Genomic DNA, 13,764 nt, shown 5'->3' with positions numbered 1-13,764 from the left:
CGGGCAAACAGTAGCTAGCCGCCGCTATGGACAGCCACCGGTGGTTGGCGCGCAGTGATATCGAACAGCGTGTACGCCAGGGTCAAATGCTTCACATCCTTGGGCATATCGCGATCGACGATAAAGCGTACTGGCATCTCGATGCGCTGGCCTGGCTGCAGCACTTGCTGGGTGAAGCAAAAACATTCGGTCTTGTGGAAGTACATCGCCGCTTCGGCCGGGGAAATACTCGGCACCGCCTGGGCCGTCATCGGTTTGTCAGTGGGGTTGTAGGCCACGAACAGCATCTCCGTCACAGCACCGGGATTGACCACCACCTCGTCTGCCTTGGAGTGGAACTCCCAGACCATGTCGATGGCATTGGTGGACAGGAACTGCACCCGCACCTGCCGCGCAGGGTCGACAATCTGTTCGCCCTCGTATTGCCCGGCCGTCTTGCCGTTGATACCGAACGCCTTGCACATCACGTCGTAGATCGGCACCAGGGCAAAGCCGAAGGCAAACATCGCCACCACCAGGATCAGCAGGCGGGTGACCAGGCGCTTGAGCGGTACGGAGTCAGCCATGTCGCCCACCCAGCGTGAATGAGGTCAATGTGGGTGGGGGCTTGCCCCCAATGGCTGTTTTATAACCAAGGATGATGTCAGCGGACACACCGCCATCGGGGGCAAGCCCCCTCCCACAGGGGATCATCGGGGACCTGTTCATTTGACCTCCGGTGGCGTGGTGAAGGTGTGGTACGGCGCGGGCGAGGGCACGCTCCACTCCAGGCCTTCGGCGCCATCCCACGGCTTGGCCGGCGCCGGCGGGCCGCCGCGGATGCACTTGATCACGATAAAGAGGAAGAAGATCTGCGTGGCGCCGAACATGAACGCGCCAATCGACGAGACCATGTTGAAGTCGGCAAATTGCAGGTTGTAGTCCGGCACCCGGCGCGGCATGCCGGCCAGTCCCACGAAGTGCATCGGGAAGAACGCCATGTTCATGCCCACGAAAGACAACCAGAAATGCAGCTTGCCCAGGGTTTCGTCGTACATGTGGCCAGTCCATTTCGGCAGCCAGTAGTAGGCCGAGGCAAAGATGCCGAAGATCGCACCGGGCACCAGTACGTAATGGAAATGCGCCACCACGAAGTAGGTGTCGTGGTACTGGAAATCCGCCGGGGCAATCGCCAGCATCAGCCCGGAGAAGCCGCCGATGGTGAACAGGATCACGAACGCCACCGCGAACAGCATCGGTGTTTCGAACGTCAGCGAGCCTTGCCACATGGTGCTGACCCAGTTGAACACCTTCACGCCTGTGGGCACCGCAATCAGCAACGTGGCGTACATGAAAAACAACTCGCCGACCAACGGAATGCCCACCACGAACATATGGTGCGCCCACACGATAAACGACAGGAACGCGATACTCGCCGTGGCGTACACCATCGACGTGTAGCCGAATAACGGCTTGCGCGAGAAGGTCGGGATGATCGAGCTGACGGCACCGAACGCCGGCAGGATCATGATGTACACCTCGGGGTGGCCGAAGAACCAGAACACATGCTGGAACAGCACCGGATCACCACCGCCGGCCGCACTGAAGAAGCTGGTGCCGAAGTGAATATCCATCAGCATCATGGTCACACAGCCCGCCAGCACCGGCATCACCGCGATCAGCAGGAAGGCGGTGATCAGCCAGGTCCAGACGAACAACGGCATTTTCATCAGGGTCATGCCGGGTGCGCGCAGGTTGAGGATGGTGGCGACCACGTTGATCGCGCCCATGATCGAACTGATGCCCATCAAGTGGATGGCAAAGATGAAGAACGTCACGCTTTCTGGCGCGTAGGTGGTGGACAGCGGGGCGTAGAAAGTCCAGCCGAAGTTTGGCCCACCGCCCGGAGTGAACAGGGTCGAAACCAGCAGCAGGAACGCCGCCGGCAGCAGCCAGAAGCTGAAGTTGTTCATGCGCGGCAGGGCCATGTCCGGCGCGCCGATCATCAGCGGGATCATCCAGTTGGCCAGGCCGACAAACGCCGGCATCACCGCACCGAACACCATGATCAAGCCGTGCATGGTGGTCATCTGGTTGAAGAACGCAGGCTCCACGATCTGCAGGCCGGGCTGGAACAACTCGGCACGGATCACCATGGCGAACGAGCCGCCCAACAGGAACATGGTGAAGGCAAACCACAGGTACATGGTGCCGATATCTTTGTGGTTGGTGGTCAGCACCCAGCGCATCAAACCCTTGGCGGGGCCGTGGGCATGGTCACCGGCGTGGCCATGGTCATCGATCACAGCGCTCATGGCCGTTCTCCTGCAAGCGAATGGGCGGGGCGGTTCGGGGCATATGCAATGAATGAAGTCATTTGCTTTCCGCCTGCTTGACGGCCAGCACGTCTTTAGGCGTGACCATGTCGCCTTTGTTGTTACCCCAGGCGTTGCGCTCGTAGGTCACAACCGCAGCGATATCCACCTCAGACAGTTGCTTGCCGAACGCCGCCATGGCGGTGCCGGGCTTGCCGAAATAGACGCGGTGCAGGTGGTCTTCCTTGGTGCCGGTGGCAATCGGCGAGCCCTTGAGCGCCGGGAACATTGGCGGCAGGCCCTGGCCTTCGGCCTGGTGACAGGCCACGCAGGTGGTGTGGTAGACCTTATCGCCACGGGCCACCAGCTCTTCAAGCGTCCACTCCTTGGAGGTCAGCTCCTTGAGCTTGGCGGCTTCGGCCTTGCGTTCGCCGAGCCAGGTGTCGTAGTCGGCCTTGGACTTGACCTCGACCACGATCGGCATGAAGCCGTGGTCCTTGCCGCACAGTTCAGCGCATTGGCCACGATAGATGCCGGGCTTCTCGATACGGGTCCAGGCCTCGTTGACGAACCCGGGGATGGCGTCGCGCTTGACCGCAAAGGCCGGTACCCACCAGGAATGGATCACGTCGGCGGCCGTCACCAGGAAGCGCACCTTGGCCCCCACCGGCAGTACCAACGGCTGATCGACCTCCAGCAGATAGTGTTCGCCCTTGGTCGCCTGGTTGTGGATCTGCTCGGCGGGCGTGGCCAGGTTGCTGAAGAACTCCACGTCCTGGCCCAGGTATTTGTAATGCCACTTCCACTGGTAGCCAGTAACCTGGATATCGATATCCGATTCACTGCTGTCGTAGATGTTGATCAGCGTCTTGGTCGCCGGAATGGCCATGGCCACCAGGATCAGCAAGGGCACCACGGTCCAGAGGATTTCCACGGTCGTGCTTTCGTGGAATTTGGCCGCGACCTGGCCCGTAGAGCGGCGGTGGAGGATCATCGACCAGAACATTGCGCCAAACACAACAATGCCGATTACCACACAGATCCAGAAAATGGTCATGTGCAGGTCGAACACAGCGTGACTGACTTCAGTCGCCCCTGGCGCCATATTCGTTGTCCAGGCGGCGTGCGCCTGACCGAATACTGACCACAACAGAAGGCCCATCCAAACGTGTGGATGTCGCGTCATTGCGGGTTCCCCTTATCGTTCTTGTTATCCCGCCGGTTTGCACCTGCGTCGAAGGGAGCGGCTTCCATACTGCTTACAACCGCTTAGCCTCACCTGCTTATGCAGTCTGGCGTCATCAGCTAATTGCGTACAAACCCGAGTATAGACAGGGTCTGCAACCCCGCAATGTGTAGGGGCAAATGAGCGAAAATGAGCCGCCAAAGCCAATAAAACCGGGGAGCGGAATCGTTTATCCGACAAACGATGGCAATTCGATATAACGTGGGCGCATAACCATGAAATAATTATGACAAATGCGTCTTAGGGTCTCGTATAAACGAGCTACCTTATGCTCTCCCTATTCCCAATGCCTGCATCACTGGAGCTTTCATGAACACCGCCGCATTGCGCGAGCAGATTTCCCGTGCCCATCAACATGAAGCCAGCACTGGCCAGCTTGCCCAGCAGCTGGAAAAACAATTGCCGCACCTGCATTCGGCCATCTCCCTGGCTGACGGTGATCGCAACATTGTCATGACCCGCTTTGTCACGGCCTACATCGAACTTGTCCCCGACTTGCTGGACGCTGCCCACGATGTGGCCCGCGAAGCCGGCATCGAGAGCCAGATCAAGCCAGTATTGAAGATCGCCGAACAATTCTTCCTGCAACCGCCCGCGATCCTGGCTGGCCATGAAGGACTCGACGGCCTGTTGGACGAGGCCTACCTGGCTCATCGCCTGGTTGAAGAAGTCAATGATCTGTATATCAAGCATTTTGGCCAGCCACTGATTCCGGCAGATACCACCGTGGCTAACGTGATTGCCCATCAGTTGATCGGCGAAGCATTCGCCAACCAGCTGGACGAAGCGGTGCACCTGGCAGTGGATGAAATGCTCAACGAAGACAGCTTTGCGCTGGAGTCAGTCGAGGCGTATCGCGAACAGCTGAAAAGCCCATACACGGAAGCCGCGTGGAAACGCTGGCCGTGCCTGTCCCGCAAGCTGGGGGTTGAGTTGGCGTTGGATCAGCCGGCTTAAACTTTCAGGCTGACATTAAGCGTACATCGCCTTCTGTAGGAGCGAGGGGGACGCCTAGTTCTTGCTCGCGAAAAACGTCAACGATAACGCGTGTTGCCTGAATGAACGCGGCGCCTGTGAGTTCTTCGCGAGCAAGAACTAGGCATCCCCCTCGCTCCTACAAAAAAGCCTTAACTGACCGGCATTAGGACTTGCCCCCTCCCACGTTTTGATCCGGCTCCCTCAGCCGATCGATGGCGCCGAACCTATCCCCGTCGTCGTCCTGACCCGGCCTTCCAACCGGCGCTTCAACCCGCGTGCCTCGATCATCAGCTTCGAGCCCTTGGCCGCGTTGGCCCGACCCCATTCCTCCAGCAGCTCCAGGCAGGAATGGTCGATATAGCTGAGGTTACTCAGCGGCACATGCAGCAGGGTCCCGGCAGGCACGGTCGACAGTACCTGGGTCAACGCCGGCACTTTCAGGAAGGTCGCCGCCCCCACCAGGCGCAGTTCCATTTCACCGTCCCGGGGCAGGTCGACCAAGCTGATTTTCAGGCGCGAAGCCTTGAATGCCAGCTTGACCAACGTCAGCCCGAAGCCCACCAGCACACCGGTCAGCAGGTCGGTGAAGATGATCGCCAACGCCGTGGCCGCATAGGTAAACATCGGCATACGCCCATAACGCCCCAGAGCCCGAAATGCCTTGATATCCACCAGCTTGATCCCGGTGTACACCAGTACACCCGCGAGGCTCGCCACAGGAATGCTCTGCAACACGCTCGACAGCAGCAACACGAACCCCAGCAGCCATACGCCATGGAGCATCGCCGACAGGCGTGTGGTGGCACCCGCCTGCACGTTCGCCGAACTGCGCACGATCACGCCAGTCATCGGCAGGGCGCCGACCAGGCCACAGAGCATGTTGCCCACCCCCTGGGCAGACAGCTCCTTATCGAAGTCAGAACGCTGGCCGCTGTGCATGCGGTCGACGGCTGCCGCAGAGAGCAGGGTCTCGGCACTGGCAATAAACGCAACGGCGAACGCAGCAATCAACAACTGCGGATCAGCCAGGTTCAGCAGGTCGCCGGGCCGCAGCCAGTCGATGGCGTCGGCGAGGTTTTCCGGCACTTCCACACGCTTGACCTGCAACGCCAGCACCAGGCTGGCGACCGTGGCCAGCCCCACGCCCAGCAAGGCCCCCGGCACAAACCGCAGCGTCTGCGGGCGGAATTTGTCCCACAGGTACATCACCAGCATGGTGGATAAACCGAGCAGGCCGGCCTGCCAGCCGAGCCCGCCACCCAGGGTTGGAATCGCCTCGCCCAAGGCTGCCGGGAAACCCACCAGGTTATCCAGACCCGAGGGCTTGGGCGCGCCATCGAGCATCACATGAATCTGCGATAGCACAATCAGCACACCGATCCCCGCCAACATGCCGTAGACCACCGCCGGCGCCGTGACACGGAACCAGCAGCCCAGGCGCAAGCGCCCGGCCACCAGTTGCAGGAAGCCCGCCAGCAAAAGGATCGGCCCAAGCATCGCCATGCCGTGCTGGCGTACCAGTTCGAATACCAGCACCGCCAACCCTGCTGCCGGGCCGCTGACCTGCAGCGGTGACCCCGCCATCCAGCCCACCACCAGGCCACCGATAATCCCGGTGATCAAGCCCTTGGCCGGTGGCATGCCGGAAGCGATCGCGATCCCCATGCACAAGGGCAGGGCAACCAGAAACACAACCACGGAGGCGAGGAGCTCCCGTGGCAATACAGCTTTCAATTGAGCAGCACGCATGATGACTCTCCCGAGGCATTCGCCGGGCGCGGCAAAGCCTGGCTGCATCCATGGCAGCCACCGCTTTACCCGGCAGGGAAGTGTGTTAGAAGCGCGCTTTAGGCGTCGCGGATGGAATCGGCTCGGTGCCGTTCAAGGGTCGGAATGCCGACTGTTCCGCATCGTAGGCCCGGATTTCGCTGGTCTCGATGTCGTAGATCCAGCCATGGATAAACAAATGACCATTGGCCATGCGCGAAGCCACGGAAGGATGAGTACGCAAATGTTGCAACTGGGCGATGACGTTTTCTTCGGTCAGCACTTTCATGCTCTCGCCTTCATTGGCGCAGTCGCAGTTGTCGTGGACCATGGCCTTGGCGACCTCGGCATGACGCAGCCAGGCCTTGACCGTCGGCATCTTCTCCAGGCTCTGGGGGTTGAGCACCGCGCGCATCGCGCCACAGTCGGAGTGCCCGCATACGATGATGTGCTGCACGCCCAGGGCAAGCACCGCGTACTCGATGGCGGTGGAAACGCCGCCGTTCATCTGCCCGTAGGGTGGCACCACGTTGCCGACGTTACGGGTCACGAACAGGTCGCCGGGGGAGCTTTGGGTGATCAGCTCGGGCACGATGCGCGAGTCGGCGCAGGTAATGAACATCGCCCGTGGGCTCTGGGCCGTGGCGAGTTTCTTGAAGAGTTCTTCCTGCTGGGGGAAGACGTCGTGATGGAAATGCAAAAAGCCGTCAACGATATGCTTTAGCGCTGCATCGGCGGATTCCGCCACCTGAGGGGCTGAAGCCGACGCAGCCAACGGCTGTTTATCCTTGTCACTCATGATTCATCCTCTTGATTAATGCAGGGGAGTTGTCAGGTCAGTTCGACGCGCGTTCAGTGGATTAGTTGAAAAATCCCACAATGATAGGCGCCGACTCATCAGTCACTCGCTGAACAAGGTAACCGCCAAAACTTAACTCAAACTGAATGAACCGCTCTAGATCGCGGGTTTCAGTGATGTCAAAACGCGACTATTCCTACAGGAAGAGTGCATTCTTCTTTATCATTCTACAACAACACCATTTGTCTGCCCGGTGGGCAGAACGCCGTGCAATCGAGATTAAAGCCTTCCCGACGATTGAGGCCCAGGCGCTTGATCGCCTTGGCAAAACGTTGCGCCAGCAGATCGGCGAACGGCCCCTCGCCCCGCATGCGCACGCCGAACCGGCTGTCATACACCTCGCCGCCGCGCACCTGGCGCACCAGGCTCATCACATGGGCCGCGCGCTGCGGGTAATGCGCCGCCAACCATTCCTCGAACAAAGGCGCCACCTCCAACGGCAAGCGCAACATCATGTAGGCCGCACTTTGAGCACCTGCGGCGTGGGCCTCGGCCAACAGGCTTTCGAGCTCGCTGTCATTGATCATCGGGATCATCGGCGAGCACAACACCCCCACCGGGATACCGGCCTCGCGCATCACCCGGATCGCCCGCAACCGCGCCTTGGGCGCTGCCGTGCGCGGCTCCAGGATGCGCTTGAGCTCGTCATCCAGGCTGGTGAGGCTGATCATCACCGCCACCAGCCGCTGCCGGGCCAGTTCGGTCAGCAGGTCAAGATCGCGCAGGATCAGCGAGCCCTTGGTGATGATGGTCACCGGATGCCGATAACGCAGCAGCACTTCAAGGGTTTGCCGGGTGATCTTGTATTCGCGCTCGATGGGTTGGTATGGATCGGTATTGGAGCCCAGGTTGATCGGCGCGCATACGTAACCCGGTTTGGACAGTTGCTGCTCCAGCACCTCGGCCGCGTTGCTCTTGGCAATCAGCTTGGTCTCGAAATCCAGCCCTGGCGACAGGTCCCAATAGGCATGGCTGGGTCGCGCATAGCAGTAGATGCAGCCATGCTCGCAGCCACGATACGGGTTGATCGAGCGATCGAACGGCAGGTCTGGCGAGTTGTTGCGGGTGATGATGGTCTTGGCCGTCTCGATGCGCACTTCGGTGCCCTGGGTCGGCGGCACTTCCTGGTACCAACCGTCGTCCTCGGCCACGCTGACGGTGGGCGCAAAGCGGTTGTGCAGGTTGGTGGCCGTGCCCCGGCCACGGGGCGGTAGGGGGGAATTCATGGTCATACCTCAATACTGTATCTACATACAGTATTTCAACCCGGTGTTTCGCGCCAGCACCGTTGAGCAGGAAGTCGCCAGGCAATTTACTTACATCTTTAAGTGCAAGGTATTACATGTGAGTTTTCAAGTAACAAATCGCCACACTTAGTTCATGGATTAAGCTTTCAGCATGCACTTATGATCCTGTCCCAACTTAATAAATACCAAAAGGATATAAGTATGTCTCAGGACGAAATACGTTTGACTTGTGAAGACTTTGAGAAAGATAACAGCCCGGAAATTTTACTCGAGCGTTTTACCAATGGGGATCTTTCGTACGCTATGTATGCCTCTTCATCCAAGAAAGATGGGCATTACGACACGACCTCCAGCCCAACGGACCTGGACAATGACGGCGACTTCGATAACGAAGACAAGGCAATTTTCCTGACTATGGCCAATGCCTTCGCGAAGACCTGCCAGCGAAAGTCAAATTAAACGAAGCGTTCCAAGAAATAGAAAACGCCCAACTTATATAAATCACCCCATATAAGTTGGGCGCGCGACACCCGAAACTATTTAGTTCTTATCGCCCTGTTTTTTACGCAACTCCGCAACTTGCGCAGCACTTGTTGCAACACCTTTATTACCCCAGCTACCCCGCACGAAACTGACCACATCCGCCACTTCCTGGTCCGACAGCCTCCAGGCGAACGCCGGCATGGTGAAGGTGGACGGCGCTGTGTGCGTTGCCGGCAAGGTCCCACCGTTCAACACAATGTTGATCAGCGACGTGGCATCCGCCGTCTGCAACACCGGGTTACCCGCCAGCGCCGGGAACACCCGCGTATAACCATGGCCGTCGGTACGGTGGCAGGCCGCACAGTTGTCTATGTACACCGACGCGCCCGGCTTGCTGTCATCACCTTTCCATAGCGCTTCAGCCACCTGCTTGTCGTACTGGTGCGGTGCGTCGTTGGGATCGACCGCGGGCAGGCTCTTGAGATAGCGGGCGATAGCAGTCAGGTCGTCTTGCGACATGTACTGCATGCTGTGGACGACCACATCGCTCATGCCACCAAACACGGCACTGCGATCACTGCGGCCAGTCTTGAGGAATTGCACCAGTTGCGCCTCGCTCCAGCTGCCGAGGCCGTCCTTGTGGTCGCCGCGCAGGCTCTTGGCGATCCAGCCTTCCAGCGGCGCACTGCCGGACAGGAACGCGTTGCCGTCAGTGGCACTCAGGGCTTTTTCCTGCATGGTCAGGGCACGCGGCGTATGGCACGCGCCGCAGTGGCCAAGCCCTTCCACCAGATAGGCACCCCGGCTGATCACCGGGTCAGCACCCGTCGCCTGGTCGTGCGCCACCTCAGGCGCGAACATCCAACGCCACGCCGCCAGCGGCCAGCGCATGCTCAGCGGCCAAGGAATATCGCTGTCTTTGTTCTCCTGCGCGACGGGCTCCACGCCTTTCATGAAGTACGCATACAACGCCCGCATATCGCTCTCGCTGACACGGGCGTAAGACGGGTAGGGCATCGCCGGGTAAAGCGTACTACCACTCTTGGCGACGCCATGGCGCACGGCCTTGTCGAAGTCCTCGAAGCTGTAGCCACCCAGGCCGGTCTGGTCCGGGGTGATGTTGGTGGAATAGATCACACCAATGGGGGTCTCCATCGGCAGGCCACCCGCGAACGGTTTACCACCCTTGGCCGTGTGGCAGGCCACGCAGTCTCCGGCGCGGGCCAGGTATTCGCCCTGCTGGATCAGGTCGGTTTCGGCTGCGCTTACCGAACAGCTGCTGAGCAACGCCAGGGAGGCGATAACAAGTGCTTTCATGGTCATCGCTCCTTATGCCTGAACCAGCGGGCCGGGGTTTTTCAGGTACTGCTCGCGGATCGCCCGGGCCGACCAATAGGTCAGCGCTGCCACCAGGCCTGTGGGGTTGTAACCCAGGCCTTGTGGGAAAGCGGACGCACCCGGGACAAATACGTTGTGGACATCCCAGCACTGCAGGTAGCGGTTCAAAGCGCTGGTTTTCGGGTCGGTGCCCATGATCGCGCCACCGTTAAGGTGGGTGGTCTGGTACGACGCGGTATTGAAATGCTCCCCGACCTTCTTGCCCAACACGGCAATGGCCTTGGGGTTCATCGCTTCGGCAATCTTGCCCATTTTCTCGACCATGAAGCGGTTCATCTTGATGTCGTTTTCCTGCCAGTCGAACGTCATGCGCAGCAGCGGCAGGCCGTAGGCATCGCGGTACACCGGGTCCAGATCCAGGTAGTTACCCCGGTAGGATTGATGGGCGCCGTGGGCGTCCATCGACACCTGGTGGGTGTAGTAATCAGCCGTAGCGCGTTTCCAGGCGCTGCCCCAGGCCGGAGTGCCCGGAGGGTTGGAGGTGCCGGCGATCGGCCGGCTGCCGGCCTGGTTGACCCACATCGGCGAGCCCCCGACAAAGCCATGAGGCCCGTGGTCGAAGTTGTCCGCATTGAAGTCGTCGATGGCCACGCCATTGCCACCAGCCCCGATGAAGTTGTTGGTGTGGGTGTCCTTGTCGAAGAACGCCTTGATGGTAGCCATGTTCTGATAGGCGAAGTTGCGACCCACCACGCCTTCGTTGGTCACCGGGTCGTAGGGCTTGCCGATACCGGACAACAGCATCAGGCGCACGTTGTGGAACTGGAACGCGCCGAGGATCACCAGGTCCGCCGGTTGCTCGCATTCCCGGCCCTGGGCGTCGATATAGGTCACGCCGGTGGCCTTGCTCTTGGTGCTGTCGAGGTTGACCTTGAGCACATGGGAGTTGGGCCGCAGTTCGAAGTTAGGCACCTGGCGCAGTGCCGGCAGGATGTTCACGTTCGGTGACGCCTTGGAATACATGTAGCACACGTAGCCACTGCAAAAACCGCAGAAGTTGCACGGGCCCATCTGTGCGCCATAGGGGTTGGTGTAGGGCCCCGAGGTGTTGGCTGACGGCAGGTTGTAGGGTTTATAACCTACGCTGGTGGCGGCCTTCTGGAACAGTTGGGCCGACACGGTATTTTTTTGCGCTTCCAGCGGGAACGGGTTGGAGCGGTCGGGCGCGTAGGGGTTGCCGCCACGGCCTTCGCCGACCAACTGGCCTTTGACGGTCCAGGCCTGGCCAGAGGTGCCGAAGACTTTTTCCGCATAGTCGAAGAACGGTTCCAGCTCTTCGTAGCTGACGCCGAAGTCCTGGATGGTCATGTCCTTGGGAATGAAGTTCTTCCCATAGCGCTCTTCGTAATGGCTGCGCATGCGCAACTCGATAGGGTCGACGCGAAAATGCACGCCTGACCAATGCAGGCCGGCACCGCCCACGCCATTGCCCGGCAGGAATGCCCCCAATTGGCGGTTGGGCAGGGCGATGTCGTTCACGCTATGGCGAATCGTCACCGTCTCCTTGGAAATGTCCTGGAAGAGTTTCTTTCGCACGCTGTAGGTCAGTTCATCGATGACCTGGGGATAGTTGCCATCCGGATAGGTGTCCTGCATCGGGCCGCGCTCCAGCGCGACCACATTCAGGCCAGCTTCCGTCAGCTCCTTGGCCATGATCGCGCCGGTCCAGCCGAAGCCGACGATCACCGCATCCACTTTCTTCATGATGGTCGCCACGTTTATGCCCTCTCGCCGCGAATGGAAACAGCCGGGAAGGGGTATTGCTCGTTGCGTTCCACCCAATCCATGAAGTCGGCGCGCGCGCCGGGGAAGCCGATCATGGTCCAGCCGACCATGCCCTTGTTGCCGCCGTGGATCGGGTCGCAGAAGAACCCTTCCTTGGTGTTTTGCAGCAGCAGGTTGAAAAACATCTTCGGCGGTACCGCGTCGAAATGCGCGGTCACTTCGCTGCCGCCGGCTTCCAGACGGTGGAGCATATCGTCCTGGGTAGCGCTGTCTTGCGCGGCAAAAACCTTCCCGTTGAACGCTTTCGACCAGGCATCCGTGGCGGCAATACCCAGCCGGTAGATCTCTTTGGGCACCAATTTGCTTTGCCAGCCCATCTCCGGCGCGGCGTCGGCGTTGAACGGCCCTTGCATGAACCACAGTGCGCCGCTGGCGTAAGGCGTGTTCATCTGACGGTCGATGTATTCCGGCGCGCCCGCTTCCAGGGCGCCCGGGCCTTGTGCATCGGCGGGAATCAGGCGCGCGACAGCAGCGTTGATAAACGCCCACTCTTCAGCGGTGAAATAGCTCGGCTCATAGGCCTTGCCGCTGGCCGCAGGCTGGGCCGGCGCGGCCTGGGCAGGCTCGGGCGTAGCCATCAGCATCGAACCGCCAAGGCCGGTGCTGGCAACCGTGACCACCGGGATCAAGGTCAAGGATTTGCGCAGGAAGTCACGCCGGGGGTTGTCTTGATCTTGATCAGACATGGGGCACCTCATCATGGGGTCACGGGTTTATCAGCCGCTTCTAGGGAGCAGCTTGAAGTTAGCGGCAGCAAGTTGGATCCAACCGATCCAAGGAGATAGAACGCAGCGGCAATCAATAGTTACAAATGATAGCAGGCTAAGGATCAGGAGAATCGGTTCATCAAGAAAAGAACATTGCTTCACGATTCTTTGACAGCCGCCTCACGCCCTGTTGACCCCTGTTCATCGACTCTGGGCGCCATCAACCTACTTCCCCCATTCGGTCACGTCGCCCATGTTCAAGCCACAATTACTGCCAGCCCTTGGTCTTGCATTCATGGCCTTGTTCGCCACGGCTCACGCCCACGCCGATGAAAACTCGTCCATCCGTTCGCCGGAGTGGGCGCAACCCGTGGGCGACCAGTACAACCTGCACCAGATGACACCCACGCTCTACCGCAGCGCGCTGCCGGACAGCAACGCGGCGCCCCTGCTCGAAAAACTCAAGATCGGCACCGTGATCAACTTCCTGCCGGAATCCGACGCCAGCTGGCTCAAGGCCCCTGGCATCCGGCAGGTGCAGTTGGCTTATCGCACCAACCATGTCGATGACACCGACGTGCTGGCAGCGCTCCGCGCGATCCAGGAGGCCCAGGCCAATGGCCCGGTGCTCATGCACTGCAAGCACGGCTCGGACCGCACCGGCCTGATGGCGGCGATGTATCGCGTCGTGGTTCAGGGATGGAGTAAGGAAGAGGCGTTGAACGAAATGACCCTGGGCGGGTTCGGTACCAGCAACGGCTTCAAGGATGGCATTCGCTACATGATGAAAGCCGATATCGACAAGTTGCGCACAGCCTTGGCGAAGGGCGATTGCAGCACCAGTGCCTTTGCCCTGTGTTCGATGAAGGATTGGATTACGACCTCCGGCAAGCCAGAGGAAAAACTGTAGGCGCAAGCTCGCGAAGAGCCTCAACGACGCCGCGGGTATCCTGAATGCCCGCGGCGTCCTCGCGTTTTTTCGCGAGCAAGCTCGTTCCTA

The 13,764-nt window shown here is 59.9% G+C and carries 12 protein-coding genes; 3 read left to right on the top strand and 9 right to left on the bottom strand.

Annotated elements, in window-relative coordinates; genetic code table 11:
• Positions 1-14: 14 nt before the first annotated feature.
• The 3 genes from ACODSV_RS16780 to coxB all read right to left on the bottom strand — a co-directional run bounded on the left by ACODSV_RS16780 (position 15) and on the right by coxB (position 3,480).
• Positions 15-566 (bottom strand): cytochrome c oxidase assembly protein, encoded by a 552-nt coding sequence (locus ACODSV_RS16780; protein WP_024072610.1) that lies wholly within the window; start codon positions 564-566, stop codon positions 15-17.
• 138 nt (positions 567-704) lie between these two features.
• Positions 705-2,294, bottom strand: coding sequence for a cytochrome c oxidase subunit I (gene ctaD / locus ACODSV_RS16775; protein WP_024072609.1), 1,590 nt, complete (start codon positions 2,292-2,294; stop codon positions 705-707).
• Between the two features lie 58 nt (positions 2,295-2,352).
• Positions 2,353-3,480 carry a cytochrome c oxidase subunit II gene (gene coxB / locus ACODSV_RS16770; RefSeq protein WP_150055201.1) on the bottom strand — a complete coding sequence of 376 codons (1,128 nt, stop codon included), beginning with the start codon at positions 3,478-3,480 and terminating at the stop codon, positions 2,353-2,355.
• Positions 3,481-3,849: 369 nt separating this feature from the next.
• On the opposite strand from coxB, the gene ACODSV_RS16765 reads away from it, so the two are divergent.
• Positions 3,850-4,497, top strand: a complete 648-nt coding sequence (locus tag ACODSV_RS16765; RefSeq protein ID WP_150055200.1) for a hypothetical protein — start codon at positions 3,850-3,852, stop codon at positions 4,495-4,497.
• Positions 4,498-4,719: 222 nt separating this feature from the next.
• Here ACODSV_RS16765 and ACODSV_RS16760 read toward each other — a convergent pair whose 3' ends face one another.
• From ACODSV_RS16760 to ACODSV_RS16750, 3 genes are all read right to left on the bottom strand, one after another.
• Entirely contained in the window at positions 4,720-6,267 is a 1,548-nt protein-coding gene (locus ACODSV_RS16760) for a SulP family inorganic anion transporter (RefSeq protein WP_150055494.1), read from the bottom strand.
• 85 nt (positions 6,268-6,352) lie between these two features.
• On the bottom strand, positions 6,353-7,084 hold the full coding sequence (locus tag ACODSV_RS16755) for a carbonic anhydrase (protein ID WP_024072605.1): 732 nt from the start codon (positions 7,082-7,084) through the stop codon (positions 6,353-6,355).
• Between the two features lie 227 nt (positions 7,085-7,311).
• The gene (locus ACODSV_RS16750; protein ID WP_150055493.1) at positions 7,312-8,370 is read right to left on the bottom strand and encodes a PA0069 family radical SAM protein; all 1,059 of its coding nucleotides are present in this window, start codon (positions 8,368-8,370) and stop codon (positions 7,312-7,314) included.
• A gap of 222 nt (positions 8,371-8,592) precedes the next feature.
• Between ACODSV_RS16750 and ACODSV_RS16745 the strand changes: the two genes are divergently transcribed.
• A complete protein-coding gene (locus ACODSV_RS16745) occupies positions 8,593-8,850 on the top strand; it encodes a hypothetical protein (protein ID WP_024072603.1) in 258 nt (85 codons plus the stop codon).
• Between the two features lie 81 nt (positions 8,851-8,931).
• On the opposite strand, the gene ACODSV_RS16740 is transcribed toward ACODSV_RS16745, so the two are convergent.
• Genes ACODSV_RS16740 through ACODSV_RS16730 form a run of 3 tightly spaced genes read right to left on the bottom strand, consistent with a single transcriptional unit; the run spans position 8,932 to position 12,743 of the window.
• Positions 8,932-10,191, bottom strand: a complete 1,260-nt coding sequence (locus ACODSV_RS16740) for a cytochrome c (RefSeq protein ID WP_150055492.1) — start codon at positions 10,189-10,191, stop codon at positions 8,932-8,934.
• Positions 10,192-10,203: 12 nt separating this feature from the next.
• Complete coding sequence (locus ACODSV_RS16735) at positions 10,204-11,988, bottom strand: GMC family oxidoreductase (RefSeq protein ID WP_024072601.1); 1,785 nt, start codon at positions 11,986-11,988, stop codon at positions 10,204-10,206.
• A gap of 2 nt (positions 11,989-11,990) precedes the next feature.
• A complete protein-coding gene (locus ACODSV_RS16730; RefSeq protein WP_150095261.1) occupies positions 11,991-12,743 on the bottom strand; it encodes a gluconate 2-dehydrogenase subunit 3 family protein in 753 nt (250 codons plus the stop codon).
• Positions 12,744-13,017: 274 nt separating this feature from the next.
• Here ACODSV_RS16730 and ACODSV_RS16725 point away from each other — a divergent pair, with 274 nt between their 5' ends.
• On the top strand, positions 13,018-13,674 hold the full coding sequence (locus ACODSV_RS16725; RefSeq protein WP_024072599.1) for a phosphatase domain-containing protein: 657 nt from the start codon (positions 13,018-13,020) through the stop codon (positions 13,672-13,674).
• The last annotated feature ends 90 nt before the right edge of the window (positions 13,675-13,764 follow it).

This window comes from Pseudomonas sp. FG86 (genome assembly GCF_057808775.1).
This window is presented reverse-complemented; position numbering and strand designations above follow the sequence as displayed.